Here is a 26,480-nt window from a genome sequence, read left to right as displayed (position 1 = left end):
CTTGCTACACCGAATCAAACCACAACTCGCAAGAACTGTTCGTGCCTAGAAAGGGCGTCCAAATGCAGCTGTTGCCACGATCGCCCCTCGCCGTCGACCATATGCGGGCCGGCAAAACGGGGTCGTTTCACCGAAACCTCCCTCCCCGTTTCGTCAAAACGGGGTCGTGGGTCGCCTTCCACGGTCTCGGTTTGTACGGTCAGCTGCTCGTCGCTGCGCAGGCCCACCAAGCGATCGACCAACAAGGCGCAGTTGATATGGAGCTCGGGGCTCAAGGACACCAAGCGGGTTTGCGCGCTGTCGGCCCGCATATCGGAGCGCACGCTGCTGCTTTCCCGCAGGCCCAGGAACATCGCCAAATCAACGACCGTGAACAGGCCACCGCGCAGATTCGCCACGCCTACCAACCAAGGCTTTGCGTATGGCACGGGCTTGATGGCCACCGGGGTGAAGATTTCCGCCGCCTGCTTCAAGGACAGCAGCAGGCCATAACCAGCACATTCCACGGCCAGCCAGTTGGCGACCTCGGTTTTTTGTTCGCGCGCATCTTGCATGCGCTGGGCCAAACGTTGCTGCAGTTCCCGCAGAGCTTGCTTATTGGACATGGAACCCCTCGCTCAGCAGGTACGCTGATCGGCCCCCCGAGGGGGCGCCAAGCTTGCGCTTGGCAAATCGGCCCGGCTTGGGAGCGGCCCGGCGCTCGATCCGAAATTCAAATAGACTCGCCATCGCGACTCAGCCCAGCGCCTTGATCTTGGCCAGCAACTCCTCGGACTTGACCGGCTTGACGACATAGTCGCGTGCGCCTTGCCGCATGCCCCAGACCTTGTCGGTCTCCTGGCCCTTGCTGGTGCACATGATCACCGGCACCGCCGCAAAGCGCTCATCGCGCGTGATGGTGCGGGTCAGTTGGAAACCGTTTTGCCCCGGCATCACCACGTCCATCAAAATCAGGTCGGGCGTTTGCTCGGCCAGGCGTTTCATCGCCTCCTCGCCGTTTTCTGCCGTGCGCACCGTGAAGCCCCGCTTGATCAGCATCTCGCTGAGGACATGCAATTCGGTTTTGGAATCATCGACCAGCAGGATATTTTGGATAGGCATAGGGTGTTCCTCAGGCCAGCGCGGCGAGCAGGTCGGCGCGAATAGAGCTTTGCATCAAACCCCGCGCCGATGCGCCAGCACGGCCTGCAGCAATTGATCTTTGGTGAAGGGCTTGGTCAGATAGTCTTGCGAGCCCACCATGCGGCCGCGCGCCTTGTCAAACAAGCCATCCTTGCTGGACAGCATGATCACCGGCACGCCGGCAAAGACGGGGTTGCGCTTGATGATGGCGCAGGTTTGATAGCCATCCAGGCGCGGCATCAAGATGTCGCAAAACACCAGGTCGGGCTGGTAGTCACTGAGCTTGGCGAGGGCGTCGAAGCCGTCTTCGGCCAGAACCACCTCGTGCCCGCCTTGCTTAAGGAAGATCTCGGCGCTGCGCCGGATGGTGTTGCTGTCGTCAATGACCAGCACTTTGGCAACGGCCGCTGCTGAGCCGGCGGCATGACCATTTGCGTTGCCTTCAGGAACTTGCACGTCCAAGCTGTTCTCCCCTCACCAACAAACAAGTGGCTTCGCCTAACGTCCCGCCTCTTCGCATGATGCGCAGTGTGACACGCCGCAGCCGCCGTCACGCATTGTTACGTGGGCGCAGTCGGTTTAGATACGAACCATCTCGAAGTCATCTTTACGTGCCCCACATTCCGGGCAGGTCCAGTTCATATCGACGGCGGCCCAGAGGGTGCCGGGTGCGATACCGTGTTCAGGGTCGCCCGTTGCCTCGTCGTAAATCCAGCCACAGATCAGGCACATCCAAGTACTTGCTTCGCTCACGATAGGTATCTTTGCTCACTACAATGCGAAGATTGTAGCCACGCCGGAGGACTCCGCCTTCGCTGGTGAATCGGCAAGAATGCGACAGACTGCGGTCGGATCGCACACTTGATGCACGCTTCACCGTGAAAAGGATCCGGCCACGTTTCTTGCCGCCTGCGGCCAGCCTATTGCAGCATTGAAAAAAGCTTGCAGAACCAAATCCGTCGCGCCGCAAAACCATGACCAAACCCGCTATCCCTGCCACCTCTGCGGCCGTCCTAGTCGACCCCGCCCTCAGCCTAGAAGAACAAGAAGAAGCGCAAGCGCCGGCCTGCGTGATGAGCTTCAATGCCAGCGACGCCAGCGGCGCCGGCGGCCTGGCCGGCGACATTGCCACCATCGCGGCCATGGGCGCGCATTGCCTGCCTGTCGTGACGTCCATCATTTTGCGCGACACCGCCGAGACCTTCGAGCATCACACGCTGGACTCCGAGACCATCGCCGAGCAGGCAAGAATGATTCTCGAAGACGTGCCGATTTCAGCCTGGAAGGTCGGCTTTCTCGGCAGCCCCGAGGGCATCAGCGCGGTGGCCGAGGTCTTGAGCGACTACCCCGATGTGCCCCTGGTCGCCTACCTGCCCAATGTGGCCTGGCTGGACGAAGAGCAGCAGCAAAGCTATATGGATGCCTTCCGTGAGCTGGTGCTGCCGCAGACCCATGTGCTGGTCGGCAATCACAAGACCCTGACCGACTTTTTGCTGCCCGATTGGGACGCCGACCGGCCGGCCTCGCCGCGCGAGTTGGCGGTGGCCGCTGGCCAGCACGGCACGGCACACGTCTTGGTGACCGGCATCAGCATGGCCAACCAATTCGTTGACAACGTGCTGGCAAATTCGCTCGGCCCCATCACCGGCGAGAAGTTCGAGCGCCTGGACGCCAGCTTCATCGGTGCCGGCGACACGCTCTCGGCCTCGCTGGCTGCGCTGCTTTCGGTCGGCGCCGAGATTCACTCCGCCGTCGGCGAAGCGCTGTCCTTTTTGGATCAGGCGCTGGACGCGGGCTTCAGGCCCGGCATGGGTAACGCCATTCCCGACCGTTTCTTCTGGGCGCTGCCGCCCAGCGAAGAAGAGGAAGCCGCTGCGGCCGCCGAGGCTGAAGCTGCCGGCGCGCTTGAAGTCGAGCCAACCGCAGCGGGGCCAGAAGACAGCCCGCCGACCCGCCCATCACGCCGCATGCACTGACCTGCCGGCTCGCTTCGTTCAATCTTTGTTTTTCGTCTGCTCATGTCCCAAAACCAAATCCTGTTCGAACGCGCTCAGCGCGTGATCCCTGGCGGCGTCAACTCGCCCGTGCGCGCCTTTCGCGCTGTAGGCGGCACACCGCGCTTCATCACCCGCGGTGACGGCGCTTATATCTATGACGCTGACGGTCAGCGTTATATCGACTACATCGGCTCCTGGGGACCGATGATTCTGGGTCACGGTCACCCGGCTGTACTGGAAGCGGTGATTAGCGCAGCCCGTGAAGGTTTCTCCTTCGGCGCGCCGACCGAACGCGAGATCGAGCTGGCCGAAGAGATCCTCAAGCTCGTGCCCAGCATGGAACAGGTGCGCCTTGTGTCCTCGGGCACCGAGGCGACGATGAGCGCCATCCGCCTGGCGCGCGGCGCCACCGGCCGCAGCAAGTTCATCAAGTTCGAAGGCTGCTATCACGGCCACACCGATGCCTTGCTGGTCAAGGCGGGGTCGGGTCTTGCCACCTTTGGTCACCCGACCAGCGCCGGCGTGCCCGAAGAAGTGGCCCAGCACACCCTGGTGCTGGAATTCAACCACTTGGCCCAACTGGAAGAAGCCTTCCTGCTGCACGGCAAGCAACTTGCCTGCGTGATCATCGAGCCGATCGCCGGCAATATGAACTTTGTGCGCACCCAGGTCGCTTATATGAAGCGGCTGCGCGAGCTGTGCACCGAATACGGCGCGCTCTTGGTGCTGGACGAGGTGATGACGGGTTTCCGCGTCGGCTTGGCTTCCGCGCAGGGCCACTACGCCAAACTGATCCCTGGGTTCACGCCCGATATCAGCGTGTTCGGCAAGGTCATCGGCGGCGGCATGCCGCTGGCTGCCTTTGGCGCCAGCCGCGACATCATGAAGCACCTGGCGCCGCTGGGTGGCGTTTACCAGGCCGGCACCTTGAGCGGCAACCCGGTCGCCACCGCCTGCGGTCTGGCGACCTTGCGCGAGATTCAAAAGCCCGGCTTCTTCGAGGCGCTGTCGGCCAAGACTCGCAGCCTGGTCGACGGCCTGGCCGCAGTGGCCAAGGAAAACGGCGTGCCCTTCAGCGTCGACTGCGAAGGAGGCATGTTCGGCTTCTTCCTGATGGACCAGTTGCCGCAGGAATACCAAACCGTGATGACGACCGACAAGGCCCGCTTCAACCATTTCTTCCACGCGATGCTGGACGCAGGCATCTACCTGGCGCCAGCCCTGTACGAAGCCGGCTTTGTGTCGGCCGCGCACAGCCAGGCCGATATCGAGGCCACGCTGGCCGCCGCCGCCCAAGCCTTGCGCTGATTCGACATTCGCCTTTTCCCGTTCAAGATGCATATTCACATCCTCGGTATCTGCGGCACCTTCATGGGCGGCCTGGCTGCCTTGGCCCGCGAGGCAGGCCACAAGGTCACCGGCTGCGACGCCAATGTTTACCCGCCGATGAGCGAGCAACTCGAAGCGCTGGGCATCGAATTGATCAGTGGCTTCGGCGCCGATCAACTCAGCCTCATGCCCGAGCTGTTCGTGATCGGCAATGTGGTGACACGCGGCGAAAAATTCCCGCTGATGGAAGCCATTTTGGACGCCGGCCTGCCCTACACCAGCGGCCCGCAGTGGCTGGCCGACCATGTGTTGCAGGGCCGCCATGTGCTGGCCGTGGCCGGCACGCACGGCAAGACCACGACGACCTCGATGCTGGCCTGGATTCTTGAGCATGCGGGCCTGCAGCCGGGCTTCTTGGTCGGCGGTGTCCCGCAGAATTTCGGCGTTTCGGCAAGGCTGGGGTCGGGGGCTCCGTTCGTCATCGAAGCCGACGAATACGACACCGCGTTTTTCGACAAACGCAGCAAATTTGTGCACTACCGGCCGCGCACCGCCGTGCTGAATAACCTCGAGTTCGACCATGCCGACATCTTTGCCGACCTGGGCGCCATCGAGACGCAGTTCCACCACCTGGTGCGCACCGTGCCTTCCAAGGGCCGCTTGGTCGTCAACGCCCGCGAGGAGGCGCTGCAGCGGGTGCTGAGCCGGGGCTGCTGGAGCGAGTTGCAGCGCTTTGGCGCTCGCAAGGAAGAGCCCGGCGCGTTGCGCGCGCGCGGCGAGCCGCAGGCCTTTGACGTGTTGCGCGGCAGCTTGAAGGTGGCCCGGGTCGAATGGGCTTTGTATGGCGAACACAACCAGCTCAATGCCCTGGCAGCAATCGCTGCTGCCGAACATGTCGGCGTGACGCCGGAGCAAAGCGCGGCAGCCTTGGCCGAGTTCCAAAACGTGCGCCGCCGCATGGAGCTGCGCGGCGAGGTCGTCCGTGCCGGTGGAAGCATCAAGGTCTATGACGACTTTGCCCACCACCCCACGGCCATCCGCACCACCGTCAACGGTCTGCGCCGACGTATTGCGCCAGTTGAGCGCATCCTGGCGATCTTCGAGCCGCGCTCCAACACGATGAAGTTGGGCGCCATGAAGGCTCAGCTGCCTTGGGCGCTGGAAGAAGCCGACCTGAGTTTTTGCAATCAGCAGGGCCTGGACTGGGACGCCAAAGACGCCTTGGCGCCGCTGGGCGCACAAGCCATCGTTGGCGCCGATGTCGACGCACTGGTGGCCGCCGTGCTCAAGCAAGCCAAGCCAGGCGACCATCTGCTGTGCATGAGCAATGGCGGCTTCGGCGGCATCCACGCGAAGTTGCTGGCGGCCTTGGCCGCAGGCTGATGCAAGTGCAGCTTCGCCCGACTCGCGCCGACGAGGTGGGTGAGCTGTTTCGCGTACGGGCGTCCACCGCTGAGAACGCCATTTCCACTGAGCGCTTGGCCGAACTGGGCATCACACCCGAGGCGGTACGCGCCTCCCTGCTGGCCGGCGAGATACACAGCTGGGTCGCTGTGCACGAAGCGCAGGTGGTCGGCTTTTGCAGCGCGCAGAACAGCAGCGGCGAGGTCTTGGTGCTGGCCGTGCAGGCCGGCTTTGAGGGCCGTGGCTTGGGGCGTGCCTTGCTGGATTGCGCCGTGCAGCACCTGCGCGCTGTGGCCAACTGCCAGCGCATCTGGCTGATGGCCGGCGCCGACCCAGCGCTCAGATCACATGGGTTTTACCGTGCACAGGGCTGGCAGGCCAGCGGGCGACACGATCAACACGGCGATGAGGAATTGCTCTGGCAAGCTTGAGCTCAATGCTTGCGCGCCAGACCCACCAGGCTCGCCGCTCCTATCGCCAGCAACAAGGCCAAAGCTGCGCCATAGAACACGCCGCTGGGCTGACCGCGGTCCATCAAGGCGCCAAAAATCGGCGCGGCCAGCGCAAAGCCCAAATCCAGGCCCGAATAGACGGTGCCGTAAACCCGGCCAGTGGCGCCGGGCGGCGCGGCGCGCTTGATCAACATATCGCGTGAGGGGCCGGCCAAACCGGTGCCGAAACCCGCCACCGCAACAATGGCCGCCGCCAACAAGGGCGCAATCCAGCCGGTCGCCGCCAGGGCCAAGAGCGCGGCCGCGCCGGCCAAGCCAATCGTGATGTTGCGCTCCAGGCGGTGGCCCTTGGCGACCCAGAAGCCACCAATCACCATGCCGACAGCCCCGCTGAGCATATAGCCGGTGACGACAAAGGCCGTCAGCTTCAAGGGCAGGCCGTACAAGCTGGTCAGGGCCGGGCTGGCGAAGCTTTGAATCGCCGTCAAGGCGGCGGTACCGAAGAAGAAGAAGGAGAAGCACAACCACACCGAGGGCAGGCGCAAAAACGCCATCGGGTGCTCGTCTTTGACACTCGCAGCGCCGGCTTTGTCATGCGACCACTGACCTTGGCTGTCGTCGATGGCGGCGCGTTTCACCCAGAGCAGGCCCAGGACCGTCAAGGCCAGCAAGCCGGTGCCGACGTAGGCATAACGCCAATTGCCCGTGAGCTCGGCAATGCCGATCGAAAACACCGGCGCCAAGGCCCAGCCCAAGTTGCCGGTGATGCCGTGCACCGAGAAGGCGTGGCCCAACCGAGCCTGCGACACGCGCTTGTTCAAAATCGTGAAGTCAGCCGGATGAAACGGCGCATTGCCCAGGCCCGCCAACGCCGCCGCCAGCATCAGGCCGCCGAAACCGCTGGCAAACCCCGCAGCCAGCGAGGCCAAGGCAAAGCAAGTCAGCGCCGCAAACAAAACCGGCCGGCCGCCGGTGCGGTCGACCAAGAAGCCGGCCATCGCTTGGCCAAGCCCGGAGATGATGAAAAAGGTCGTCACCAACAAACCAAGCTGTGAATAGCTCAGGCCAAAGTCATGCATAAAGGCCGGGAACAGTGGCGGCAAAAGCATGTGGAAAAAGTGCGAGGTACCGTGGGCCAGACCGATCAGGCCTATGGTGGAAAAGTCGCGACGCGCTTGCTCGCTGGCCTGCAAAGGGAGAGTGGCTGTGTTCATGCCCAGACTTTAGGCGCGCTGAAGCCGGCCGAGTTACGATAGATAGACAAGTTTTGTCGAATTCAAGCCAAATCAACCCATGACTCGCAAACCACCCACCACGCCCCGCGCCAGGCGCACCAGCCTGCCTCCGCTGGATCCGCAGCGCTATGCGCCAAGTGCGGCGCGGCCGGTGCGCGCCAAGGCCCGCCTGCTTGAGCATGATGTGGACATTCAGGCGCACAAACACAGCTGGGGCCAGCTGGTGTTCTCGGTGAGCGGCGCGGTGCGCGTCAACACTGCGCACGCCACGTATCTGGTGCCGCCGGCTCGCGCCGTTTGGATCGCGCCGGAAATCGTGCATGCGGTAACGGCCGTGGAACGCGCCGATCTGCGCACCGTCTACTTGCATCAAGCGCCGGCCGACAGCGCGGTGTGGCAGGGCTGCCGCGTCATCGAGGTGACGCCGCTGTTGCGCGAGCTGGTGATGCAACTGGCCGTGTCGCCCGATGCGGCGGACGACACTCGCCGCGAGGAATGCATCGCCAGCCTGGTACTGGATGAATTGAGGCGCGCCAACAGCCTGCGCTTGGGCATCGATCTGCCGCAGGACAAACGCTTGCGGCGCCTGTGCGAAGCGATGCTGGATGAGCCGCAGCGCCACACCGATCTGGACGCTTGGGCGTCCGAAGTCGGCGCCAGCGCGCGCACTATCTCAAGGCTGTTCCGCGATGAGCTGGGCAGCAGCTACGCGCAATGGCGCTCGCAAGTCTTGCTGGCCCGCGCGCTAACGCTGGCGGCCCGCAAGATGCCGATGAGCTTGATCGCGCATGAGCTCGGCTACGCCAGCGCCAGCGCCTTCACGGCGATGGTGACGCGTACCGTGGGCATGCCGCCGAGCCGATTTTTCGCAGAAGCCTGACAAGAAACAGCGTCGCTCGTGCTCAGCGATAGCGGCCCAGAATCGCTTGCAATTGACCGCTCACCACCAAGTGTTGCACAGCCGCCTTGATGCGCTCCGGCGCCAAGCCAGGTTGCTTGGACAAAAGGCAATGAGTTTGTGTCGAGCTGAGGGTCTGCTGCAGTTGCAGCTTCGCGCTGGACGCGGGCAGCCCCTTGTTGAACCACAGCGCGATCAAGCTATTGACCACCGCATAGTCGGAGCGGCCGCGCAGCAATTTCTCCAACACCAACTCCTGCGAGAGCGCATCCTCCCGGCGCAACTGCCCTGACCGCAGCGCCGGCTCGAGATCAGGATAGGCGTAACTGATCACCAGCCCGACGCTCGCCCCTGCGGCCTGGTTCGGGCGGATCTGTCCGCCCGCATAGTTGGCCGGCGCGACCCAGACATCTTCCATGCGAAAAAGAGCTACGGTCCAGAACTGTGCGGGGTAGCTGTCCACCATCCAGCTTGGGCTGACCAGGCATTGCAAGTCGACCGCGTTGGCAGCCAAAGCGGCTTCGCTGCGTTTAGGTGGCAGGACGACGATTTGGGCCTCGGCACCGGCATTGGTGGCCACCTGCTGAATGATGTCAAACAGAATTCCGCCGATCAGCTCCTTGCCACCGCTCTTGCTGAAAATGGCAAAGGGCATTGCCCAGGAATTGCTGACGCCAAAACGAAGAACCTCAGCCGACCAAGCCGAAGAGGCGCCGCCCAATAAGAATATGAAGCAGGTCACCAGTCTGTTGAAGACCCTCGTTATCTCAGGCATCGCCACAGTCTACGGCATGAAGGGATTGAACCCTTGCGGGACTGAATCCGGCGCCTGCGCTAACATTTGCCCATGACTCAAGTTCTCTTCGACTACACCCGCCAAGATGGCGCCGGCCTCAGCTGCACCGCGCAAGCCTGGGCCAAGACACCCGCGCCGCTGAACCTGAGCCAAAAGCAGGCGCTCAAGGCCCGCGCGGCCGAGCTGTTGAAGGCCAAAAACGCGGTGCTGGTCGCGCATTTCTATGTCGACGGCGATCTGCAAGACCTGGCGCTCGAGACCGGCGGCTGCGTGTCCGATTCGCTCGAGATGGCCCGCTTTGGCCGCGACCATGCAGCCTCGACGCTGGTCGTGGCCGGCGTGCGCTTCATGGGCGAAAGCGCCAAGATTTTGAGCCCCGAAAAGCGCGTGTTGATGCCCGATCTGGACGCCACCTGCTCGCTCGACCTGGGCTGCCCGGCCGATCAATTCGCGGCTTTTTGCGACGCCCATCCGGACCGCACCGTGGTCGTTTATGCCAACACCAGCGCGGCCGTCAAGGCGCGCGCCGACTGGATGGTCACCAGCTCCTGCGCGCTCGAGATCGTCTCCGCCTTGAAGGCGCAGGGCAAGAAAATCCTCTGGGCGCCGGACCGCCATCTGGGCCGCTATATCCAGGAGCAAACCGGTGCCGACATGCTGATGTGGCAAGGCGACTGCATCGTCCACAACGAATTCAAAGGCCTGGAGCTGGACCTCTTGCGCGAGCAGCATCCGGACGCCATGATTCTGGTCCACCCCGAGTCGCCGCAAAGCGTGGTGGCGCTGGCCGATGTGGTCGGCTCGACCTCGGCGCTGATCAACGCGGTGGTCGAAGGAACGGCGCAGGAATACATCGTCGCCACCGACAACGGCATCTTGCACCGGATGCGCCAGCTCGCTCCGACCAAGACCTTGATCGAAGCGCCCACGGCGGGCAATAGCGCCACCTGCAAGAGCTGTGCGCACTGCCCCTGGATGGCGATGAACGGCTTGCAAGGCTTGGTGGACTGCTTGGAGCGCGGTTTGCCGGCGATCGAAATTGACGAGGGCATTCGGGTCAAGGCGCTCGGATGTATTGAGCGCATGCTGGATTTCACCGCCCAGTCAAAAGCTGCCGCAGCGGCACGCTTGGTGCCCGGCATCGGCGCAGCTTGAGCTAGAAGCAAGGTCGGGCCGAAAATAGGCGGCCTGATCAGGGCTTTTCAGCGGCCCCTTGAAGTCAAAAAACGTTTATCGTGTGGGAATCTCTGACGGAGGCTTAGCCACATGAACCAAGACTTCAGCTCGATCTACAACCACCACGAACGCGAGGTGCTGAGTGCCGTGATGGCCCTGGCGCCGCAGTTCCCGGCCATTGCCGCCGACAGCGACTTGCTCTGCGACGTGGCCTGCGTCGCCTTGAACCGCCTGCCTCCGCGCTATATCCGCCACGCGGTGGACTTTCTGTTCTACCTGACCGAGCATGAGCGGCGCGAGATCGACACGGCCATCGAAGAGTCGGTCGGCTATGCCTTCAACTTCGTGCAAGCCCGATTGGCACTGCGCGCCAAGGGATAAAGCCCACTGAAAGGTGGCCAAGGCCGCCTCTGAGCACCTGACGAGCGAGGGCTTGAAGCAAAGCGCTGTCACAAAAAATTCATCATTCGTCGCTTGCTGACGTCATCACATGACGATATCGTTTCAATCCGATATCAGCGTTGATGGGAGTCAGCCCCTTGGACCTTCGTAAACTTGTTGCCCCGACCCTGGCCGCTGTCTTGTTTGCGGCCGTAGGCGGCGGTATCTGGTACTCCAATACCCGCTTGGGCGCACAGCAGGCTATTGAGGCTTCGGCGCAAGCCAAGCAGGCGCAGCAGGTCGCGCTGCGCGGCCTGATCGGCTCTGAAAAAGAAGCCTTCTTTGCCGACCAACGCGTGAAACAAGCGCTTGCCGCACATGGCATCAGCGTCGTGGTGGAGAAGGCCGGCTCGCGCGAGATTGCCGGCCGCTTCGACCCCAAGCAGTACGACTTCGGCTTCCCCTCCGGCGCGCCCGCCGCGCAACAACTCAAGGCCGCGGCCAAGGCGGCCAGCGTCTACAACCCCTTCTACACGCCCATCGTGTTCGCCAGCTGGCGGCCGATTGCGGAGATCTTGGTGGCCAATGGCATCGCGGCCAAGCAAGGGGATTTTTACTATGTGGTCGATCTGCCGGCCTTGATCGCCTTGATCGACAAGGGCGCGCGCTGGCGCGATCTGCGCAAGAGCGAAGCCTTCGCCACCGGCAAGGCGGTGCTGATCAATTCGACCGATGTACGCACCTCCAACTCGGCCGCCATGTACCTGGCGCTGGCCAGTTATCTGGCCAATGAGCAGCAGATCGTGCAGAGCGCCGCTGAGGTCGACAAGGTGATGCCGGTGCTGGCGCCGCTGTTCCTGCGCCAGGGCTTTCAGGAGCAAAGTTCGGCCGGGCCGTTTGAAGACTATCTGGCCCTGGGCATGGGCAAGGCACCGCTGCTGGTGGCCTATGAGTCGCAGATGGTCGAGTTCTGGCTCAAGAACCCCGAGCGCTTGAAAAGCGAGATGGTGCTGCTGTATCCGAAGCCGACGGTGTTTTCCAAACATGTCTTGGTGCCTTACACGCCGGGCGGGGTGCGTTTGGGTGAAGCCTTGGAGACCGACCCCAAGCTGCGCGAACTGGCGCATGAATATGGTTTCCGCACTGGCGGTGACGTGAAGGGCCCGGAAACTTGGGCCAAGCGCGGCATCAAGGCGCCCGAAGTCTTGGTCGACGTGATCGACCCGCCCAGTTACGAATGGCTCGAACGCATGATTCAAGGCGTTGAGAGCAAGTTCAAGTGATTCATTTTGTAGAGGTGTTCCCATGAGCAATTCCGCGCCCCAGACCAGCACTACCGAACTCTCACCGCCCAACGCCTTCACGCTCGAAGCGCCGGCCGCCGTCTTGCCCATGCCTATCGAGTCGGCCAGCGGCAAAGTGCGGCTGAAGGCCGACGACGTCACGCTGCTGGACAAGCAAGTGGCGCAGTTCATTGACGACATCAGCGCGCATGACAGCCAAGACCCCAAGTTCAAGGAGGCGCTGGAGCGCATCCATTCAATGGGTGTCAAGGACATCGAGGCTTCGGCCTCGGTGTCTAACCGCATGCTTGAGCGGCCGGTAGGCTCGCTGAAGAACGGCGGCTTCGACCAGGGCGCGCAGATTGGCCAGTCGCTGATCGACCTGCGCCGCACGGTCGAGTCGCTGGACCCGTCGCGCCAAGGGGATCTGTTCAGTGCCCGCAAGCTGCTGGGCTTTATCCCGCTGGGCAGCAAGCTGGTCGACTACTTTGACCGGTATCAGTCCGCGCAAGGCCATCTGAACGCAATCATCGAGTCGCTCAAGCGCGGCAAGGATGAGCTGCTGCGCGATAACGTCTCGATTGAGCAGGAGAAGGTCAATCTTTGGGGCTTGATGGAGCGGCTGGAGAAGTATCTGCACGTCGGCAAGAAGCTCGACGTGGAACTCGACAACAAGGCCCGTCTACTGGACGCCAGCGACCCCGAGAAGGCTCGCGTCGTGCGCGAGGAAATGCTGTTCTACACGCGCCAGAAAGTGACCGATCTGCTGACCCAGATGGCCGTCAATGTGCAGGGTTATCTGGCCCTGGACCTGATCCGCAAGAACAATCTGGAGTTGATGAAGGGCGTCGACCGGGCTACCACCACCACGGTCTCGGCGCTGCGCACCGCCGTCATCGTCGCGCAGGCGCTGAACAACCAAAAGCTGGTGTTGGATCAGATCAGCGCGCTCAACACCACCACCGGCAACCTGATCGCATCCACCAGCGAGATGCTGCGCGATCAAAGTGCTGCCATCTATCAGCAAGCGGCGTCCAGCACGATTGAGATCGCCAAGCTGCAACAAGCCTTTGCCAATATTTACCAGACCATGGACGCCATCGGCGACTTCAAGACCAAGGCGCTGGACGCGATGCAGACAACGGTCAACACGCTGAGCGACGAAGTCGCCAAGAGCAGGACTTATCTGGAGCGCGCGCGCAGCCAAGCCTCGGCCGCCGCGCTGCAAGCGCCCGGCGAGGTCAAGCTGTGAGGCGCTGGCCGGCAACTTGGCTGTTGGCAAGCGCGGCGGTACTGCTGGCCCTGCAGGGTTGTGGCAAGCGCGATGCCGACAAGGAGGCCGAAGCCGCCAAAGCTGCACAAGCCGCCCGCCCGGTATTCAGCATCCTGGCGGGCTCCGAGCTGAAGGATCTGGAAGCACCTATCGTCGCGGCTGCTGCGGCCGCCGGCGTCGAGATCAAACTCAGCTATGCGGGCACGCTGGAGATCGTCGAGCGCGTCAATGCCGGTGAGCAGTTCGATGCCATTCTGCCGGCCAACGGCGCCTACCCCGCACTGGCTCTGAACAGCAAGCCGCTGGCGCGCGAAAAGCTTTTCTATTCGCGCATTGCGCTGGGCGTCAAGCCCGCCAAACTGAAAACATTGGGCTGGGACAGCAAGCCGCCCGGCTGGAACGAGATCGCCGCCGCCGCCGGCACGGGCAAGCTGCGCTACGCGATGACCAATGCCAGCAGCTCCAACACCGGCATGAGCGCGCTGTTTGCGGTCGCCTCCGCCTCCGCCGGCAAGAGCGAGGACCTGGGCGTCGAGGACGTCAAAGCGGACGTGATCAAGGCCTTTTTGTCCGGGCAGAAGTTGACGGCCGGCAGCTCGGGGTGGTTGGCCGAGGCCTTTGTCAAAGCGCCACAAGACATCGACGCGATGATCAACTACGAGGCCGTGATCCTGCGTGCCAACGAACGCTTGGGCGCGGCCGACCAGCTCGGCCTGATCTACCCGCGCGACGGCATGATCTCGGCCGACTACCCGCTGATGCTGTTGAACGCCGACAAGCGCGAGCCGTACAACAGCCTGGTGGCCGCACTCAAGGGCGTGCCCTTCCAGCGCGATGCGCTATCGGCGGCCTTCCTGCGGCCGGCCAACCCCGAGGTGAAGGCCGCTGCGGCCTTGCCGACGGCGGCGGTCGCCGAGCTGTCGTTTCCGAATCGCCTGGAGGTGATCGATGCGGTGCTGGCCAACTACCAGTCCGCATGGCGCCGCCCGGCCACTTCGATCTTTGTGCTGGACATCAGCGGCTCTATGAGCGGCGAGCGCATTGTGGCCATGCGCGAGGCGCTCAAGGTCTTGGCCGGCGCAGACGCAAGCACCGCCTCGGCGCGCTACGCCGCCTTTCAGGCGCGCGAACGGGTGGTCTTGATCGCCTTTGACGACCGGGTCGAGGCGCCGCTCTGGGTGCGCTTTGAAGATGGCGATCTGGAGGCCGCACGCGCCAGCATCCGCAGCCGCGCCGAAGCGCTGTCGCCACGCGGCGGCACGGCGATTTTTTCTGCGCTGGACGCGGCGCAGGCCGTGGCCCGCGAAGAAAAGCAGCGCGACCCCGATCGCCTGGTCAGCATCGTCTTGTTGACCGATGGCGAGAACAATGCCGGCATCAGCTTTGAGGATTTCAAAGCGCGCTACGCCGCTGCCGCGCCGGCGCGGGTCTTCCCGATTCTGTTCGGCGAGGCCAACGTCAAGCAGATGCAGGCGCTGGCGGCGGCCACCGGCGGGCGCGAGTTCGATGCGCGCAAGGCGAGACTAGCCCAGGTTTTCCGCGAAATTCGTGGCTATCAGTGACGTCCTGAAGCGGAGCCCTTGTGGATAGAACCTTGAAGATGCGCGCGCTGCTATTCCTTTACAGCAGTGCGAATATTGCCGGCTGCGCGCTGGCGCTGCTGGGACCGGCGCTCTTGTTTGCCGGCGTGATAGACAGCGGCTGGCTCTTGATCACTACCGGGCTCTATGTCGGCGGCTGGCTGCTGGGGCGGCGTCCTCCGGCGCTGGAGCGCCATATCGAGCAGAGCTTGACGGTGGAGCAAACGCTGGCTCGGCTGGATGATTTGGTGGCAGGTGCCCGTCCGCATCTGGCCGATGAGATGCGCGCCAGCCTGGACTCGATCCGCAGCTCCGTGGCCGAAGTGTTGCCGCGCCTGCTCGAGAGCGGCAGCGCCGCTAACGATTTATTTACCGTGCGCGAAACGGTGCTGAGCTATTTGCCCGAGACGCTGGCCAACTACGTCGCGCTGCCGCCGGCCTTTCGCGCGACCCATGTATTGAGCGAAGGCAAGACCGCCAGACAGCTGCTGGGCGATCAACTGGCCCTGCTCGACGCCAAGATGAAAGAAGTGGTCGTCAATGTGTCGGGCAGCGATGCCAAGGCCTTGTTGGCCAATGGCGAGTTCCTGCACGCCCGTTTCAACCGCCCCGATTTTTTGCAAGCCTGAGTTCACACCATGCCGCGCACCATCATCGACATCCCGACGGCACAGATGCAAGACGTTGACCGCCTGTGCAAATTGCTCGGCATTTCGCGTGCCGAGGCGGTGCGGCGCGCGCTGCGCGATTTCATCGCCGGCAATGCCGAGGTCAGCACCGATGGCTTTGGCCTGTGGAAGCAGGCGCAAACCGAAAGTCGAGGCAAGAAAGCCAAGGGGACAGGCCCATGAACGCCTTGATCGACACCGCTTTGCTGATTGATTATTTGAGGGGCGAGCCGCGCGCGGCGGCGGCGCTGGACATCTGCAAGCACCGCTCCATCAGCGTGGTCACTTGGCTGGAAGTGATGAGCTGCTGCCCGCCGGATTTGCAGGAAGCGACCAGAGGTTTTTTGCGCTCCTTCGAGCGCTTGTCGATCAGCGAAGCCATCGCCGACGAAGCGCTCAAGCTGGCACAAGAACACGCGGGGCTGGGCCAAGAGCGCGCGCTGACCTGGGCCACCGCGAGCATCAATCAGCTGATGTTTGTCACCACCGAAGCGATTGCTGGCATGCAGTCGGGCCGCAATGTCACGGTGCCCTATGCCGCTCCTGCTTCTGTCGTTCCAGCCTCTGCATCTAGAGCTTGCGCAGCCCCCGCTCGGCCATCAGCACGGTCGGGAAACTGACCGGCAGCGTCAGCGGATAGTCGCGGCTATAATGCAGGCCGCGGCTCTCATGCCGCAACAAGGCCGAGCGCACGATCAACTCGGCGCAATCGACCAGATTGCGCAGCTCCAGCAGGTCACGGCTGACGCGGAAATTGGCGTAGTAATCATCGATCTCGCCGCGCAGCAAGGCGATGCGGTGCAGCGCCCGTTCCAGCCGCTTGGTGGTGCGCACGATGCCGACATAGTTCCACATCAAGAGCCGTAGCTCGTCCCAGTTATGCGCGATGACGACCTGCTCATCGGCGTCTTCGACCTGGCTTTCATCCCATCCCGGCAAGGGTGCCGGCTCGGTCTCGGGCAGACCCAAGATGTGCTCGGCACAGGTCTGGCCCAAAACCACGCATTCCAATAGCGAGTTGCTGGCCAGGCGATTGGCGCCATGCAGGCCCGTGTAGGCGGTCTCGCCCACCGCATAGACGCCCGGCATATCGCTACGCCCAGCCAGATCGGTGACCACGCCGCCGCAGGTGAAATGCACGGCCGGCACGACCGGAATCGGCTGCTTGGCGATGTCTATGCCTAGACTCATGCAGCGCGCATAGACCGTCGGGAAATGCTCTTTCAAAAAAGCCTCGCCCAGATGGGTGGCGTCCAGCCACACATGGTCGACGCCGTGTTTCTTCATCTCGAAGTCGATCGCGCGGGCCACGATGTCGCGCGGCGCCAGCTCCATCCGCGCATCATGCGCGGCCATAAAGCGGCCACCGCCCACATGCTCGGGCAGCTTCAAATAGCCGCCTTCGCCGCGCAGCGCCTCGGTGATCAAAAAGCTGCGCTCCTGCGGGTGATACAGGCAAGTCGGGTGGAACTGGATGAACTCCATATTCGCGACCCGGCAGCCGGCCCGCCAGGCCATCGCAATGCCGTCGCCGGTGGAGGTATCCGGGTTGGTGGTGTAACGGTAAACCTTGCCGGCGCCGCCGGTGGCCAGCACCACCGCACGCGCCGGCAGGGCTTCGACGCGCTGGGTGTCAATGTCCAACGCGTAGATGCCATAGCAACGCGGCTCTTCTTCGCGCTGCACATGGCGCGAAGTGATCAGATCCAGCGCCATCCAGCGCTGGCGCAGCGTGATATTCGGGTGCGCCTTGGCGGCAGCCAGCAACTGGTCGTGAATGGCCTTGCCGGTGGCGTCTGCTGCATGGGCGATGCGACGCACCGCATGGCCGCCTTCGCGTGTCAGGTGCAAGCCCAGGGGGCCGTCGTCATCGGGCGTGAAGGGCACGCCTTGGTTGACCAACCATTCGACCGCCGCGGCGCTGCGCTCGGCGATGAAGCGGGCGGTATCGACATCCACAAGACCAGCTCCGGCATCTTGGGTATCACGCACATGGGACTCGATGCTGTCGTCATTGCCCAGCACGCCGACGATGCCGCCCTGCGCCCAAGCCGTGGCGCCTTCGGTCAACTCGCGCTTGGCCAGCACGACCACCGGCACCGTGTCGGCCAGATGCAGCGCCACTGTCAAACCGGCTAAGCCGGCTCCCACGATCACAACAGGTGACACCGGCGGAGCGGGCGTTTTCGACTTGGCAGCAGCAGCATTCATTCGTGGGCTTCCGGCGCCTTGTTGAAGGCGCCATGCAGGGGCAGGAGGAGGGATTCTAAAGACAGGCTTGGCAGGCCGATCAAATATGGGCTTCGGATAGACCGCTGTCCCAGCACGATGCCGGGGGTTCGTCCCGGCGGCCGACCTACTTCTCTTGCTTCGCTGTATGGACCGGAGACATCGGAAACGGTTGTGCCGGGACATAGGAAACACTTCTTCGTCTATTCGACGAGGGAATTCCTATGCCGTGGCAACCGAAAGATCTGATGCAAACCAAGTTGGAATTTGTGACCTTGGCGCTCAAGGAAGGGGCCAATCGGCGTGAGTTGTGTCGGCGCTTTGGTATCAGTCTAAAGACGGGCTATGAGCTGATCAATCGCTTTGTCGCAGGCGGCGCGGCGGCGCTACAGCCCCGCAGCCGACGACCGCTACTCAGCCCCACGCACTGCACGCCGCAACTGGAGCAGGCTGTGGTCGCATTGCGCCATGCTCATCCTTGTTGGGGCGGGCGCAAGCTCAGCGCCGCGCTCGGCAACGCGGGGATTGAGCCACCCACGCCAAGCACGGTCACCCGCATCCTGCATCGCCATGGCCTGATCACGCCCGAGGCGAGCGATGCGGCCACGCCATGGCACCGGTTCGAGCACGATGAGCCGAATGCGCTTTGGCAGATGGACTTCAAGGGCTATTTCGAGACAGGCCGAGGACGCTGCAATCCGCTGACGATCCTGGACGATCACTCGCGATACAACCTGGCCATCGCGGCCTGCGGAAAGACCGATGGGAGCACCGTGCAAGGCCATATGGAGCAAGTATTCGGGCGCTATGGCTTGCCGCTGCGCATCAACACCGACAACGGGAGCCCTTGGGGAGTCCCAAAGCAGCCTCAGGGCTCGTTGAGCTCCTTGGCTATCTGGCTCATTCGGCTTGGGATTCGCGTCACCTACAGCGCACCTTATCACCCACAAACTAACGGCAAGATTGAGCGCTTTCACCGGGCCCTGAAAGCCGAAGTGCTCGACGGGCACAGTTTTGCGGATATGGCTTGCGCTCAGGACGCATTCGATCGTTGGCGTCGTATCTACAACCTTGAACGGCCCCATCAAGCCCTGGCGCTGAAAACGCCTGCAACGCGGTACTTACCCAGTCCTCGGAGCTATTCGAGCACGCTCGCGCCGATAACCTATCGTGATGAAGATGAAGTGCTCAAAGTCGGCTGGAACGGGGTCATCCATTTCAAGGGCCGAAAGCTGCAAATATCCAGCGCGCTGCATCGCCTGCCGGTCGCCTTCAGAGCAGACCCACATGACGATCAGTGCTTCGACATCATGTTCTGCCACCACCGTGTCACTCGCGTCGATTTGGCCCGCGCTGATCTCCTCAGGTAAGGTGGCAATGTGTTTACTATGTCCCGGCACACCTGTTTCGTATGTCTCCGGTCCATACACTTCGCCAAGAGAAGTAGGCAAGAGAAGGCGACCCGGACGACTGGCCCCTGCGGGGTCCGTTGCGGTGCTCGCAATTCAGGGCCGCGCCCAACTCACTGCGCGCCCTACGGCCGCTACGTTCAAACAGGGGGCGCGAAGTCAGTCATTGAGGGCGCTGCGCGCCTGCCCTGAATTGCTGCGCTCCTCACCCAGTCATACGGGGCTAAGAGTCTCGGCTCGCTGTGCATCGCCTCAATAGAGGTGCTGCGCACAGCGCGCCCCACCAAGGCGAAGCGCAGCGAGCCGTCTTCTTCTGAGTTCCCCTTCTGCATGGGCGAGGAGCGCAGAATTTGCCGGGCGTCGCGCAGCGACTTCAAGAACTGACTTCGCGCCCCCTGTCTGAGCGTAGCGGCCGTTAGGGCGCGCAGCGAGTTGGGCGCGGCCCGGTAAATTTGAGCATCCGAGCGAACCCGCAGGGCCATGCGGCAGGGGCGCTTTCTTTGCCCTCTTTCTTGTGCGCACAAGAAAGAGGGTCGCCCGCCGGGGCGAACTCCCGGCATCGTGCGGGTAGAGCAAACATGCCTCTGATCAGGTCTTGCTGACACCGATCGAGAGCGTCTGGCCAAGGTGGCGCAGCATCAAAGAGAAAAGCACAGTTGCATTCGCTGGTCTGACAACGCAGTTGACTGTGAGAAAGTGAAGCCCAGTCCAGCAAAGTTTGAGAAGACTCAGCTAAGCCACACTCCAAGTCAATCTCTTGCCTCCTGAGCACCATGGATCACAGCGACCTGTCCTCATCTACCGCCCAAGCCTTCGGCAGCTTCGCGCAGCGCTACGCCGAAAAATACTTTGACCTTCCGGGCTACCACGCTCATCTAGACCGCTTCCTCAACGGACTGAGACTCGAACAGACCGCCCTCCTGGACCTCGCCTGCGGCCCGGGCAACGTCAGCGCTTATTTGCTAGCGCGCCGTCCAAGCCTGCGCATCCATGGCCTGGACCTGGCCCCCGAGATGATAGAGATCGCGCGCCGAAAAATACAGGATGCGGTCTTTGAAGTGGGCGACTGCCGCGACCTGGCCCTACTGAACCGCCAGGGTCGACGCTTCGACGCAGCGGTTTTTTCCTTCGGCCTGAGCTATCTCAACGATGGGGACGCCGACCAATGCCTCAAGGCCTTGTACACCCACCTGCGGCCCTCGGCCTCTCTCTACCTCACAAGCCTCACCGGCGACCCCGCGCAGTCTGGCTCCATCGAGGTCAACGGGCACAGCCTGTATACAGCCTACCGCAGCGCCGACGACATCCTGGCCCACATCACGGCTGCCGGCTTCCAGGTAAGCTTCAGTGCTCTGATCTCAAGCCCGGCGAATGCGACAGTGCAAACGCAAGACTTGGTGGTAATTGCGACCCGAGGGGAGGATGAAGTGCAGACGGGGCACGAATAAGAGTTCGAATTCGAGGTCAGGTGCCAAATCTACCGTGAAGATCCGGGGCGCTAAGGGCCTGCAGCCTCACCACTACCCCACATCCCCCCGCTCCCACTCCGGCGGCGCCCACAAATGCTTGAAAGCCAGCCACCACGAGCCCTTCTCGCGCAACTCGCGCCGCATGTCCTTCAACATCGCCGCCCACTCATGCACATTCAGCCAGACCAGATTATTGGTCGGCACCGGATGCTCCAGGCCGTAGTCAACCGCCTCCTGCTCCGGCACAAAGCTGCCGAACAGACGGTCAAAAATGATCAAGGTGCCGCCGAAGTTACGGTCTATATAAACGGGGTTGCGGCCATGGTGAGCGCGGTGATGCGAGGGCGTGTTGAACAGCCACTCGAACCAGGCCGGCAGCTTACCCACCCACTGCGTGTGCACAAAGAACTGATAGCCCAGGTTCAGAGACAACGCAAACAAGACCCAATGCGGCTCGAAGCCCAGCCAGACCATGGGCGTGTAGAACAACCAATTGCCGGCAATCGCATAGAACCAGCTCTGGCGCAGAGCGGTGGTGAAGTTCATATGCTCGGAGCCGTGATGCACGACATGGGCGCACCAGAACCAGCGGATGCGGTGGCTGGCGCGGTGAAAGCCGTAATACAACACTTCAACGCCCAGAAAGAGCGCAAAAAAGGTCCAGGGCGTGATCTCTATCGTCCATAGCCGGAACTGATAGACCCACTGCATCGCCGGGATCACCAAGACAATCACCAGCAATAGATCGACGAACAAATAGCTGCCGCCGCTGTTCATGCTCATGAAGGTATCGCGCCAGGTGTAAACGCCGGGCGTCTTGCGAAAGCGCCAGGCCTCCAGCGCGATGCTCAGCATGAACAGCGGCGACAAGAGCAGCAGGGTCAGGTCGCGCGGGTCGAGATGCTGGCGAAAAAAATCGAGCAAGGGTTCCATGTCTTCACAGGCCTTTTGGTTCAAACCGAGCTGCCGATCTTGCAAGCTTATGTGCGTTTTGCCTTGACCATACGCGCCAAGTTGGCGCGGGGTAAACCACGGCTGTGATGAGTGCTGCGCTGCGGCATCATCATGCCCCATGACCGAAGCCCGCCTTGCCGCCTCCTATGTGCATCTGCTCTACGAGTATTTGCGCGGGCTGGGGCTTGACCCCCACAAGCTGCTCGGCCCCTTGCCCAGCGGCCATTTTGTGGCGCTGGCCACATGGCGCACCGCACTGGATCGGGCCCAAGCGTTGGACCCCCGCCCTGCGTTGAGCCTGCGCCTGGCCGCCGGCATCAGCGCGCGGCATTTCGGGGTGGTGGGCTTCGCGGCGCTGGCCTGTCCGAACTTGTTCGCGGCGCTGCAGCGCCTGGAGCGCTTTCACAACTCGGTCTATGACGTCAACCCGGCACAGGTCGAGCTTAGCGAACAAGGCCTTTGCATTGAGTGGGGCACGGCACGCGGGCGCCCGGGCGCCTTGGTTGACGAGACCGCGCTGGCCTCGCTGGTACAGCTGACGCGTGACTTCACCGGTCGGCGGCTGGCGCCTCTGCAAGTCGACTTCGTCAACCCAAGGCCGCTCGATACCTCGCCTTACTTGAGCTTCTTCGGCTGCCCGGTCTATTTTGAACAGCCTTCGACAAGGCTGCTGCTGGCGACGCGAGACCTCTCACTGCCGCTGCGCAAGTCTGACCCTGCCCTCTTGGCGCTGCTGGACGCCCAAGCTGAAGCCTTGTTGCAAGCGGTCAGCCAGGTGGCGGCACCCGTTGCGGCCTTCCGGCTCAGCTTGGTGGCCTTGATACGCGAAGGCCACACCTCGCTGGACGCGCTGGCGCGGGCCCACCACCTCAGCACGCGCAGCCTGCAGCGGCGCCTGGCCGAGCAAGGCCTGAGCTTCCAAGCGCTGCTGGACGGCACGCGCCGGCAACTCGCCGAAGCCTATTTGCGCAGCCCCGATCTGGAGCTCAGCGAGATCGCGCTGCTCTTGGGTTTTTCCGAGCAAAGTGCCTTCACGCGCGCCTTCGGTCAATGGACCGGCATGGCCCCAGCGAATTGGCGCAAACAGCATTTGAGAGACCCCCTATGACTGAAGCCCGCAGCCGCTTGCCGGCGCCACCGCCCGAGGTGGTGATAGACGGCGCACCGGCAATCGGCCGTTATGCCGGACGCATCGCGACGATTGACTGGCGCGCCTTGAGCGAGCCTCATCGGCGCTCGGCCTTGTGGCAGCGCCTGCATCACAAGCGCTGGCACTATGTGGGGCTGGGCAATGGTGAGTTGTTCATCGGCGTGGCCATCGTCGACCTGGGTTGGACCTGCACCGCATTCGCCTATGTGTTCGAGCGCCGCAGCAAGAGCCTATTAGCCAATTGGCGCCAAGACGGCATGCCGGGCCTGCAATGCCGCGTGTCGGATCAGCCGCTGAGCGGATGCGATAGTTGGTTTCGCGGCCCGGGCGCGCGCCTGAGCCTGCGCCATCAGCCTGAGGACACACTGAGTCTGAAGGTGCAGACCGCTGGCATCGACTTGCAAGCCGAGTTGCGCTTGACTGACGCCGCGCCCATGCTCTTGGCCATAGGCCGGATAGAAAACGGCGGCGTGGCCCATGCGACCCAAAAGAGCCCGGCGCTGAAGGTCAAAGGTCAGTTGAAGGTCGGCGGCCAAGCTTCTTTCTCCCTTGAAGATGCGATCGCCAGCGTGGATGCCTCCAACGGGCTCTTGGCCCGCAACACCGATTGGCGCTGGGCCTGCGCGCACAGCCCGGAAGTTGGCTTCAATTTGCAGAACGGCTATTTCGGCGCCAACGAGAACGCGCTCTGGCTGCAGGGGGAATTGATCCCCTTGGGCGCGGCGCGTTTTGAGTTTGAGCCCAAGCAGCCCATGGCGCCTTGGCGCGTCAGCACCGATGACGGTCTGCTCGACTTGAGCTTTAGCCCGGAGGGCGCGCGCCAGGAAGACCGCAATCTATTCATCGCCGCCAGCCATTACATCCAGCCGGTCGGCACGTTCAGTGGCCAGGTCAAGACCTCGAAAGACGCCCTGCCTTTCGCCGTCAAAGGCTTGCTCGGCGTGACCGAGGATCACCAATCACGCTGGTGATCGTGGCGACGCCCGGTCAGCTGCTTACTTGTAAAACGCTTCGACCTTGCCCTTGATCTTCATCATCAGCGGGTTGCCCTTGCGGTCGCGCGTCTTGGCGGCGCGAACCATCACCCAACCTTCGCTGATCGAATACTCCTCAACGTCGGAACGCTCTTTGCCGTTCAGACGAATGCCGATTTCATGCTGGAACACGGCCGCGTTGAAATGCGGGCTGCGCTCGTCCACCGACAGCCGGTCAGGGATGGCGGGCTTCTCAGCGGCTGGGGCTGCGATGGTTTCTGGCTTGGCTTCTTCGTTCATGATCTTTTTCGACTGCTGTTTTCAAAGGCGCCGTGAATGGCGGACAGTCCCGATTCTCGCGGATAAATCGCTAGGTCGCGGGCAGCATGCAGCGTAATCCCCGGCAGCACGGGCTGTGAGCCGCTGCGATACTCGTTCGCACTTGATCCAACTCCCAACTCAACGGCCCCATGCGCAAACTGCTACTGCCCCTCTTGCTCGCCGCCAGCTTCGCAGCCGGCGCACGTGACAACCCGCTGCTACAGCCCTCGACCCTGCCGCTCGGCTACCCCCATTTCGACCAGCTCCAAGACGCCGATTTCGCGCCAGCTCTGCAGGCCGGCATGGCGCTGCACTGGCGTGAAGTCGACACCATCCTGCGCAATCCGGCGGCGCCGACATTCGAGAACACGGTAGAAGCGATGGAGCGCGCTGGGCGCCTGCTTGGCCGCACGCAAAACATGCTGGGCAGCCTCAGCGGCACCGACAACAACCCTAGCCGCCAAGCCTTGCAGCAACGCTTTGCGCCCGAAATGGCCGCGCACCGCGACCGCATTGCGATGGACCCACGCCTGTTCGCCCGCATTGACTCGCTACTCAAGGCCAAACCCAAACTCGACGCCGAGCAGCAACGCCTGCTGGAGCGCATGCACCGCAATCTGCGCCGCGCCGGCGCCGAATTGCCTCCCGACAAGCAGCAACGCCTGCGCGAGATCAACAGCGAACTCGCGCAGATGGGCGCCGAGTTCAACCGCAAGGTGCAGGCTGGCGTCAACGACGCGGCCTTGTTCATCACCGACCGCGCTGCGCTGACAGGTCTAAGCGATGCCGAAATCGACGCGCTGAAGCAAGCCGACGGACGCTTTCGAATAGCGCTGCAAAACACCACCGGCCAGCCCCTGTTGCACCGTTTGCAGCACCGCCCCCTGCGCGAGCAGCTCTACAAGGCCTCGATTGCACGCGGCAGCCAGGGCGATGCGAACGACACTACAGCCCTGGTCAGCCGCTTTGCCGCCCTGCGCGCCGAGCGCGCCGCGCTGCTGGGTTTTGCCACCTATGCCGACTTTGAATTGCAGGAGCAGACCGCCAAGGAGGTCAAGACGGTCAATGCGCTGCTGCGCCAACTCGCACCTGCGGCAGTGGCCTCGGCACGCAAGGAACAGGCCGCGCTGCAACAGCTGGCCGACCAGGAACAAGACGCCGCCGGCAAGCCGCGTTTCGCCTTGCAGGCCTGGGACTGGGATTTCTACAGCGAGCGTCTGCGTGCCGTCCAACATGGCTACGACGGCGAGCAGCTGCGCCCCTACCTTGAATTGCAGACGGTGCTGGAGCGCGGTGTTTTCCATGCCGCCACCGAGCTCTTCGGTTTGACCTTCAAGCGGCGCCACGATCTGCCGATCTACCACCCGGATGTGCAGGTCTGGGAGGTCTTCGCGCCGAATGGCAAGACGCAGGCGCTGCTGTTGTTTGACTTCTACGCCCGCCCCACCAAGCGCGGCGGCGCCTGGGCTAACGGCTATGTGCGACAGAGCCGGCTATTCGGCGAAAAGCCGGTCGTCGGCAACCACATGAACATCCCCAAACCTGCGGCCGGTCAGCCCACGCTTTTGACCTGGGACGAGACCAAAACCCTGTTCCATGAGTTCGGCCACAACCTGCACAGCATGCTCAGCGACATCCGCTACCCTGGCCTGGCCGGCACGCCGCGCGACTATGTCGAGTTCCCCTCCCAAGTCAACGAGATGTGGCAGACCTGGCCCTCGGTGTTCAAACATTACGCCCGCCACCATCAGACCGGCGCGCCCATGCCCGAGGCTTTGTTGAACAAAGTGCTGGGCGCGGGCACTTTCAACCAGGGCTTCGCGACCACCGAATACCTGGGCGCGACGCTGCTTGACCAGCGCTGGCATCAACTGAGCTTGGCCGAAGTCCCCAAGCCCGAAATGGTGATGGCGTTTGAAGCTCGAGTGCTGGAACAAGAAGGCTTTGGCCCCGGGCAGACCTTGGTCGCACCGCGCTACCGCTCGCCCTACTTCAGCCATATGGTCGGCGGCTATTCGGCCGGCTACTACAGCTATCTGTGGAGCGAGCTGCTGGATGCGACCACGGTCGAGTGGATAGAGAAAAACGGGGGCTTAAGCCGCCCGGTGGGCGAGCAGCTCAAGCGCCATGTCTTCTCGATTGGCGGCAGCAAGGACATCATGGCGGAGTTCGAGACGATGGTCGGGTCGAAGCCAAAGCTCGAGCCCTATTTGAAGCGGCGTGGGCTGAGCTTGAACAAATGAGTGGCTGAGAACTTTTTGCTACGCGGCCCCGATGGGCCCGAAGCGGCCATACAAGATTTGACCTTAGGATCCATCCGGAAGACTGCCGTTCATGCCAGCTCGGCTCTACCCGCACGATGCCGGGCGAGCACACAGGC

Annotated in this window: 27 protein-coding genes; 18 read left to right on the top strand and 9 right to left on the bottom strand. The window is 62.8% G+C overall.

Features of this window, described 5'->3' with window-relative positions; genetic code table 11:
• Positions 1–14: 14 nt before the first annotated feature.
• From LNV08_RS00845 to LNV08_RS00830, 4 genes are all read right to left on the bottom strand, one after another.
• Positions 15–605: a chemotaxis protein CheW gene (locus LNV08_RS00845; protein WP_263531762.1), complete on the bottom strand. Its 591-nt coding sequence runs from the start codon at positions 603–605 to the stop codon at positions 15–17.
• Positions 606–735: 130 nt separating this feature from the next.
• Positions 736–1,101 carry a response regulator transcription factor gene (locus tag LNV08_RS00840; RefSeq protein WP_263531761.1) on the bottom strand — a complete coding sequence of 122 codons (366 nt, stop codon included), beginning with the start codon at positions 1,099–1,101 and terminating at the stop codon, positions 736–738.
• A gap of 54 nt (positions 1,102–1,155) precedes the next feature.
• Complete coding sequence (locus LNV08_RS00835; RefSeq protein WP_263532278.1) at positions 1,156–1,578, bottom strand: response regulator; 423 nt, start codon at positions 1,576–1,578, stop codon at positions 1,156–1,158.
• 123 nt (positions 1,579–1,701) lie between these two features.
• Positions 1,702–1,854: a rubredoxin gene (locus LNV08_RS00830; protein WP_263532277.1), complete on the bottom strand. Its 153-nt coding sequence runs from the start codon at positions 1,852–1,854 to the stop codon at positions 1,702–1,704.
• 242 nt (positions 1,855–2,096) lie between these two features.
• Between LNV08_RS00830 and thiD the strand changes: the two genes are divergently transcribed.
• From thiD to LNV08_RS00810, 4 genes are read left to right on the top strand one after another with little or no spacing between them, the layout of a single operon-like run.
• Positions 2,097–3,098, top strand: a complete 1,002-nt coding sequence (thiD, locus tag LNV08_RS00825; protein WP_263531760.1) for a bifunctional hydroxymethylpyrimidine kinase/phosphomethylpyrimidine kinase — start codon at positions 2,097–2,099, stop codon at positions 3,096–3,098.
• A gap of 42 nt (positions 3,099–3,140) precedes the next feature.
• Complete coding sequence (gene hemL / locus LNV08_RS00820; protein ID WP_263531759.1) at positions 3,141–4,427, top strand: glutamate-1-semialdehyde 2,1-aminomutase; 1,287 nt, start codon at positions 3,141–3,143, stop codon at positions 4,425–4,427.
• Between the two features lie 27 nt (positions 4,428–4,454).
• Positions 4,455–5,831, top strand: a complete 1,377-nt coding sequence (gene mpl, locus LNV08_RS00815; protein ID WP_263531758.1) for a UDP-N-acetylmuramate:L-alanyl-gamma-D-glutamyl-meso-diaminopimelate ligase — start codon at positions 4,455–4,457, stop codon at positions 5,829–5,831.
• Positions 5,831–6,283, top strand: a complete 453-nt coding sequence (locus LNV08_RS00810) for a GNAT family N-acetyltransferase (RefSeq protein WP_263531757.1) — start codon at positions 5,831–5,833, stop codon at positions 6,281–6,283. The genes mpl and LNV08_RS00810 overlap by 1 nt, the downstream gene beginning before the upstream one ends.
• 2 nt (positions 6,284–6,285) lie before the next feature.
• Here the strand turns inward: LNV08_RS00810 and LNV08_RS00805 are convergent, their stop codons facing one another.
• Positions 6,286–7,518: an MFS transporter gene (locus LNV08_RS00805; protein WP_263531756.1), complete on the bottom strand. Its 1,233-nt coding sequence runs from the start codon at positions 7,516–7,518 to the stop codon at positions 6,286–6,288.
• Positions 7,519–7,597: 79 nt separating this feature from the next.
• Between LNV08_RS00805 and LNV08_RS00800 the strand changes: the two genes are divergently transcribed.
• Entirely contained in the window at positions 7,598–8,419 is an 822-nt protein-coding gene (locus tag LNV08_RS00800; RefSeq protein WP_263531755.1) for an AraC family transcriptional regulator, read from the top strand.
• A gap of 22 nt (positions 8,420–8,441) precedes the next feature.
• Here LNV08_RS00800 and LNV08_RS00795 read toward each other — a convergent pair whose 3' ends face one another.
• Positions 8,442–9,092 (bottom strand): substrate-binding periplasmic protein, encoded by a 651-nt coding sequence (locus LNV08_RS00795; protein ID WP_263531754.1) that lies wholly within the window; start codon positions 9,090–9,092, stop codon positions 8,442–8,444.
• Between the two features lie 192 nt (positions 9,093–9,284).
• Here LNV08_RS00795 and nadA point away from each other — a divergent pair, with 192 nt between their 5' ends.
• The 8 genes from nadA (at position 9,285) to LNV08_RS00755 (ending at position 16,214) form a co-directional block, all read left to right on the top strand.
• Positions 9,285–10,388: a quinolinate synthase NadA gene (nadA, locus tag LNV08_RS00790; protein WP_263531753.1), complete on the top strand. Its 1,104-nt coding sequence runs from the start codon at positions 9,285–9,287 to the stop codon at positions 10,386–10,388.
• Positions 10,389–10,499: 111 nt separating this feature from the next.
• On the top strand, positions 10,500–10,790 hold the full coding sequence (locus tag LNV08_RS00785) for a late competence development ComFB family protein (protein WP_263531752.1): 291 nt from the start codon (positions 10,500–10,502) through the stop codon (positions 10,788–10,790).
• A 158-nt stretch (positions 10,791–10,948) separates the two neighbouring features.
• Positions 10,949–12,073 carry a hypothetical protein gene (locus LNV08_RS00780; protein ID WP_263531751.1) on the top strand — a complete coding sequence of 375 codons (1,125 nt, stop codon included), beginning with the start codon at positions 10,949–10,951 and terminating at the stop codon, positions 12,071–12,073.
• 22 nt (positions 12,074–12,095) lie between these two features.
• Positions 12,096–13,325 (top strand): toxic anion resistance protein, encoded by a 1,230-nt coding sequence (locus tag LNV08_RS00775; protein ID WP_263531750.1) that lies wholly within the window; start codon positions 12,096–12,098, stop codon positions 13,323–13,325.
• Complete coding sequence (locus LNV08_RS00770) at positions 13,322–14,908, top strand: vWA domain-containing protein (protein ID WP_263531749.1); 1,587 nt, start codon at positions 13,322–13,324, stop codon at positions 14,906–14,908. The genes LNV08_RS00775 and LNV08_RS00770 overlap by 4 nt, the downstream gene beginning before the upstream one ends.
• A 20-nt stretch (positions 14,909–14,928) precedes the next feature.
• Entirely contained in the window at positions 14,929–15,555 is a 627-nt protein-coding gene (locus tag LNV08_RS00765; RefSeq protein ID WP_263531748.1) for a hypothetical protein, read from the top strand.
• A gap of 9 nt (positions 15,556–15,564) precedes the next feature.
• Positions 15,565–15,777, top strand: a complete 213-nt coding sequence (locus LNV08_RS00760) for a CopG family ribbon-helix-helix protein (protein ID WP_263531747.1) — start codon at positions 15,565–15,567, stop codon at positions 15,775–15,777.
• On the top strand, positions 15,774–16,214 hold the full coding sequence (locus tag LNV08_RS00755; RefSeq protein ID WP_263531746.1) for a PIN domain-containing protein: 441 nt from the start codon (positions 15,774–15,776) through the stop codon (positions 16,212–16,214). The genes LNV08_RS00760 and LNV08_RS00755 overlap by 4 nt, the downstream gene beginning before the upstream one ends.
• Here LNV08_RS00755 and nadB read toward each other — a convergent pair.
• Complete coding sequence (gene nadB, locus LNV08_RS00750; RefSeq protein ID WP_263531745.1) at positions 16,165–17,805, bottom strand: L-aspartate oxidase; 1,641 nt, start codon at positions 17,803–17,805, stop codon at positions 16,165–16,167. The genes LNV08_RS00755 and nadB overlap by 50 nt on opposite strands.
• Positions 17,806–18,047: 242 nt before the next feature.
• On the opposite strand from nadB, the gene LNV08_RS00745 reads away from it, so the two are divergent.
• Positions 18,048–19,193, top strand: a complete 1,146-nt coding sequence (locus LNV08_RS00745; protein WP_263531744.1) for an IS481 family transposase — start codon at positions 18,048–18,050, stop codon at positions 19,191–19,193.
• Positions 19,194–20,005: 812 nt separating this feature from the next.
• On the top strand, positions 20,006–20,680 hold the full coding sequence (locus LNV08_RS00740; RefSeq protein WP_263531743.1) for a class I SAM-dependent methyltransferase: 675 nt from the start codon (positions 20,006–20,008) through the stop codon (positions 20,678–20,680).
• A 72-nt stretch (positions 20,681–20,752) separates the two neighbouring features.
• Here the strand turns inward: LNV08_RS00740 and LNV08_RS00735 are convergent, their stop codons facing one another.
• Positions 20,753–21,634, bottom strand: a complete 882-nt coding sequence (locus LNV08_RS00735) for a sterol desaturase family protein (RefSeq protein WP_263531742.1) — start codon at positions 21,632–21,634, stop codon at positions 20,753–20,755.
• A 139-nt stretch (positions 21,635–21,773) separates the two neighbouring features.
• Between LNV08_RS00735 and LNV08_RS00730 the strand changes: the two genes are divergently transcribed.
• Positions 21,774–22,763 (top strand): AraC family transcriptional regulator, encoded by a 990-nt coding sequence (locus LNV08_RS00730; protein WP_263531741.1) that lies wholly within the window; start codon positions 21,774–21,776, stop codon positions 22,761–22,763.
• Entirely contained in the window at positions 22,760–23,776 is a 1,017-nt protein-coding gene (locus LNV08_RS00725) for a DUF2804 domain-containing protein (protein WP_263531740.1), read from the top strand. Before LNV08_RS00730 ends, LNV08_RS00725 begins: the two co-directional genes overlap by 4 nt.
• Before the next feature lie 24 nt (positions 23,777–23,800).
• Here LNV08_RS00725 and LNV08_RS00720 read toward each other — a convergent pair whose 3' ends face one another.
• Positions 23,801–24,079, bottom strand: coding sequence for a DUF3297 family protein (locus LNV08_RS00720; protein WP_263531739.1), 279 nt, complete (start codon positions 24,077–24,079; stop codon positions 23,801–23,803).
• Positions 24,080–24,249: 170 nt separating this feature from the next.
• On the opposite strand from LNV08_RS00720, the gene LNV08_RS00715 reads away from it, so the two are divergent.
• Positions 24,250–26,343, top strand: coding sequence for a M3 family metallopeptidase (locus LNV08_RS00715; RefSeq protein ID WP_263531738.1), 2,094 nt, complete (start codon positions 24,250–24,252; stop codon positions 26,341–26,343).
• Positions 26,344–26,480: the final 137 nt, after the last annotated feature.

The organism is Paucibacter sp. TC2R-5, assembly GCF_025717605.1.
GTDB classification, from domain to species: domain Bacteria; phylum Pseudomonadota; class Gammaproteobacteria; order Burkholderiales; family Burkholderiaceae_C; genus Paucibacter_A; species Paucibacter_A albus.
The sequence above is the reverse complement of the archived record's forward strand: the minus strand, read 5'-3'. Positions and strand labels throughout refer to the sequence as shown.

Bases quoted from the DNA above. Each gene is read 5' to 3' on its own strand.
- LNV08_RS00830 (WP_263532277.1), bottom strand. From the start codon at position 1,854: ATGTGCCTGATCTGTGGCTGGATTTACGACGAGGCAACGGGCGACCCT.
- LNV08_RS00800 (WP_263531755.1), top strand. From the start codon at position 7,598: ATGACTCGCAAACCACCCACCACGCCCCGCGCCAGGCGCACCAGCCTG.
- LNV08_RS00840 (WP_263531761.1), bottom strand. From the start codon at position 1,101: ATGCCTATCCAAAATATCCTGCTGGTCGATGATTCCAAAACCGAATTG.
- LNV08_RS00740 (WP_263531743.1), top strand. From the start codon at position 20,006: ATGGATCACAGCGACCTGTCCTCATCTACCGCCCAAGCCTTCGGCAGC.
- LNV08_RS00845 (WP_263531762.1), bottom strand. From the start codon at position 605: ATGTCCAATAAGCAAGCTCTGCGGGAACTGCAGCAACGTTTGGCCCAG.
- LNV08_RS00720 (WP_263531739.1), bottom strand. From the start codon at position 24,079: ATGAACGAAGAAGCCAAGCCAGAAACCATCGCAGCCCCAGCCGCTGAG.
- LNV08_RS00805 (WP_263531756.1), bottom strand. From the start codon at position 7,518: ATGAACACAGCCACTCTCCCTTTGCAGGCCAGCGAGCAAGCGCGTCGC.
- LNV08_RS00735 (WP_263531742.1), bottom strand. From the start codon at position 21,634: ATGGAACCCTTGCTCGATTTTTTTCGCCAGCATCTCGACCCGCGCGAC.
- LNV08_RS00760 (WP_263531747.1), top strand. From the start codon at position 15,565: ATGCCGCGCACCATCATCGACATCCCGACGGCACAGATGCAAGACGTT.
- LNV08_RS00795 (WP_263531754.1), bottom strand. From the start codon at position 9,092: ATGCCCTTTGCCATTTTCAGCAAGAGCGGTGGCAAGGAGCTGATCGGC.
- LNV08_RS00755 (WP_263531746.1), top strand. From the start codon at position 15,774: ATGAACGCCTTGATCGACACCGCTTTGCTGATTGATTATTTGAGGGGC.
- nadA (WP_263531753.1), top strand. From the start codon at position 9,285: ATGACTCAAGTTCTCTTCGACTACACCCGCCAAGATGGCGCCGGCCTC.
- LNV08_RS00730 (WP_263531741.1), top strand. From the start codon at position 21,774: ATGACCGAAGCCCGCCTTGCCGCCTCCTATGTGCATCTGCTCTACGAG.
- nadB (WP_263531745.1), bottom strand. From the start codon at position 17,805: ATGAATGCTGCTGCTGCCAAGTCGAAAACGCCCGCTCCGCCGGTGTCA.
- mpl (WP_263531758.1), top strand. From the start codon at position 4,455: ATGCATATTCACATCCTCGGTATCTGCGGCACCTTCATGGGCGGCCTG.
- LNV08_RS00725 (WP_263531740.1), top strand. From the start codon at position 22,760: ATGACTGAAGCCCGCAGCCGCTTGCCGGCGCCACCGCCCGAGGTGGTG.
- LNV08_RS00785 (WP_263531752.1), top strand. From the start codon at position 10,500: ATGAACCAAGACTTCAGCTCGATCTACAACCACCACGAACGCGAGGTG.
- LNV08_RS00745 (WP_263531744.1), top strand. From the start codon at position 18,048: ATGCCGTGGCAACCGAAAGATCTGATGCAAACCAAGTTGGAATTTGTG.
- LNV08_RS00775 (WP_263531750.1), top strand. From the start codon at position 12,096: ATGAGCAATTCCGCGCCCCAGACCAGCACTACCGAACTCTCACCGCCC.
- thiD (WP_263531760.1), top strand. From the start codon at position 2,097: ATGACCAAACCCGCTATCCCTGCCACCTCTGCGGCCGTCCTAGTCGAC.
- LNV08_RS00715 (WP_263531738.1), top strand. From the start codon at position 24,250: ATGCGCAAACTGCTACTGCCCCTCTTGCTCGCCGCCAGCTTCGCAGCC.
- LNV08_RS00810 (WP_263531757.1), top strand. From the start codon at position 5,831: ATGCAAGTGCAGCTTCGCCCGACTCGCGCCGACGAGGTGGGTGAGCTG.
- hemL (WP_263531759.1), top strand. From the start codon at position 3,141: ATGTCCCAAAACCAAATCCTGTTCGAACGCGCTCAGCGCGTGATCCCT.